Source organism: Glycomyces salinus, assembly GCF_016428645.1.
Lineage (GTDB): Bacteria > Actinomycetota > Actinomycetes > Mycobacteriales > Micromonosporaceae > Glycomyces > Glycomyces salinus.
The window spans coordinates 1-2,976 of sequence record NZ_JAELXW010000171.1; the positions used below are offsets into that span (position 1 = coordinate 1).

The window sequence follows — 2,976 nt, forward strand, 5'->3', positions numbered from 1 at the left end:
AACGCACGAGGGGCCGGGAACCGCGAAGCGGTCCCCGGCCCCTCGCACTGTCCGCGGTCACATCTCGAAGCCATCCGCCGGCTGTGGCGCCGTTGGTGCGTGTGTCCAGCGAGTCGCTTCGACCGAAGAGTGTTTTTAGGGGTACGATTTATAAAACTGTATCCCTATGAAATGGAGGACGGGTGGAGAAGCCGCTGGAAATGTTCGATCGCGATGCCGAGTGGTCGGCTCTGGACCGATTCGTCTCGGACTCCCGAGCGGGTGCGACGCTCGGGGTGGTATCGGGACGGCGGCGCCAGGGCAAGACCTTCTTGCTCGATGCCGTGGTGCGGGCGGCGGGCGGATTCTATTTCGGAGCAACCGAAGCCGCCGACGCGGAATCGCTGCGCCGGTTCAGCGATTCGCTCAGCCGATTCGCAGACCCACCGACCGCATTCCACTTCGCGGACTGGTTCGAGGCGGTCGACGCGATCCTCGCACTCGGGCGCGAACGACCTGTCCCGGTGGTCATCGACGAGTTCCCGTACCTTGCCCGAGTCAATCCCGAACTGCCCTCTATCCTCCAGCAGGCATTCGGCCCGCTGCGACCTGAACGGGCCGAATCCAGGACCCGGCTGCTGCTGTGCGGTTCCGCGATGTCGTTCATGGGCCGGCTCCTGTCCGGTGGCGCTCCGCTGCGAGGCAGAGCCGGGCTCGAGCTACTGGTGTCCCCGCTCGACTACCGAATGGCGGCAGAATTCTGGGGAATCGAGGACCCTGGATTGGCGGTACGAACGCATGCGATCGTCGGCGGCACGCCGGCCTACCCGAACGAGTTCCTGCGTGGCGACGTCCCGCGCGACCTGGAGGATTTCGACGACTGGGTGATCCGTACGGTGCTCAATCCCCAGACTCCGCTGTTCAGGGAGGGCCGGTACCTGCTGGCGGAGGAAGCCGACATACGCGACCCGGCACTGTACCTCTCGGTCCTCTCGGCTGTCGCAGACGGCAATGCCACCCGCAGCGGCATCGCCGCCTACCTGGAGCGCAAAGCCGTCGACATCGCCCACCCGATCCACGTGCTGGAGGACATCGGGCTCCTGCGTCGGGATGCCGACTCCTTCCGCAAGAACCGTTCCGCGTATCGGATCGCCGAGCCGCTGATCGCCTTCTACGCCGGCATGATGCGGCCCGTGTGGGACCAGTTGCAGCGCCCGGGCATGGCCTCGCGGGTATGGCAGGGGAGCCGGCACCGGTTCGCCAGTAAGATACTCGGTCCGCACTTCGAGCAGTTGTGCCGGGACTGGGCGTTGTACCACGCTGACCCCGATCTGTTCGGAGGACTGCCGACGACTGTGGCCAGCGGGGTGGTCAACGATCCGGCCGCCAAGGCCTCCCACGAAGTCGATGTCGCCGTGATCGCCGCTTCCGACGCCGGGCGGCCGCGCCTCCTCGCGATCGGGGAGGCGAAGTGGCAGGACGTTATGGGGCGGGCTCACCTCGAACGGCTCGAACACCTGCGGACCCTGCTGTCCTCGGCCGGAAAGTTCGACACGTCCGAGACGCGTCTCATGTGCATGTCCGGTGCCGGGTTCAACGACCACCTGGCCCGCCGCGCGTCAGAGAGGAACGACGTCCTCTTGGTCGGCCTCACCGACCTCTACCGCTGAGCCCTCGAATGTATTGAGAGTCTTGGAGAACACAGGGGAGCCTTCGAGGTGCCGGGCCGATGAGGCCTGAGGTTGGGCGTCGCGTTGCGACTGGCGGGTCGACCTAGCGATCGGACTTGGTGCGTTGGTTCTTTGGGTAGGTCTGGTCGCGCAGTCGGACCAGCAAGAAGCAGGCGACCACGATCACTATCAGCTCGATGCCGCCTACTGTGGACCTCAGGGGATCGGACTCTGCCTCATCACGACTGGGTGCCACTGAGACAAGACCAATTATCACGAGGCCGACCACCGCAAAGGATGAGGCGTACAGATACAGGAGTCGACGCTTGAGTTGTGCGGCAGCGTGAAAGAAGGGCACGCATGCGAGAGTGCCTGCCGAAGCGATGGTGATAAGGAAATACCATCGTCCGTCAACTACAAGTGACCGCCAGAACCCTCTGCCCCTGCGGACCTGGCGCATATGTTGAGTCGAAGATGTCGGTGCAATGTTGTAGATGTTAAGATCCCCGGAGCCACTGTGGACTGGCATATGTCCGTCACCGGATTGCTGAATGAAGTCTCTGTTGACATTAGGTTGCTGTTCACTCACCAACTTCTCCATCCTGCGGCGACGAGTTCAGGTTTCCGGAGCCGGTGTGGACGATCATGGTTCCTGCGCCTGTTTGCTGTATAACGTCGCGACCGGCAGCGATATCGGGGGTATCGCTTTGTTGCATGGCCTGCAACTCGGATACTGCTTCTCGAAGCTGAATGGCAAAATTCCGATCGTCCTCGACGGCGTCCTGCAGGGCTAGCTCTACACGTTTGCTGGTCCGATCGTTCACGCCTTGATCTTGAGCGGCTTCCACTGTGAGTTTATGCCAAGCAGGATCTCCTGCGAGTTTGCTTGCGACCAGGGAATGCAGGCGGTTCAACGCCGCATTGATTGCCTCGTCCGCAATCTCACTCGCATGACCGGCGGCCCTGCGAACCCGCGGGACCAACCATCCGATGGCTGCGCCAACCACAATCTCAACGCCAGACAACATTAATCACTTCCCGCCGCGGGTCTGCACTGACGATGCATCCTGCTACCTCAAGACACACGGATTTCACGAGCACCAAATGCCTATATGGATTATATATGGAGTCCTACTGACCGCCGTGAGGCTCCGCTGGCATTGTGGGAGCAGGGTGGAGCGACGAAGGCTGGCTTCATCACACCAGCTACGGCCGAATTTGAGCCAGCGTTGTTAGCCGGACGAGCCCAGTGCCGTTGGCGCTCGGGACCAAACGGCTGGTCCAGTACCGCCGAGTACGGCGGGGTCACCCGCGGCTCGCGCATCAT

2 protein-coding genes are annotated in these 2,976 nt (G+C 62.6%); one reads left to right on the forward strand and one right to left on the reverse strand.

Going from position 1 to position 2,976, the window contains the following annotated elements; translation table 11 throughout:
- The first annotated feature begins 182 nt into the window (after positions 1-182).
- Positions 183-1,649, forward strand: a complete 1,467-nt coding sequence (locus tag JFB92_RS24835) for an AAA family ATPase (RefSeq protein WP_372451696.1) — start codon at positions 183-185, stop codon at positions 1,647-1,649.
- Between the two features lie 581 nt (positions 1,650-2,230).
- Here the strand turns inward: JFB92_RS24835 and JFB92_RS24840 are convergent.
- Positions 2,231-2,473, reverse strand: a complete 243-nt coding sequence (locus JFB92_RS24840) for a hypothetical protein (protein ID WP_199044624.1) — start codon at positions 2,471-2,473, stop codon at positions 2,231-2,233.
- Between the last annotated feature and the right edge of the window lie 503 nt (positions 2,474-2,976).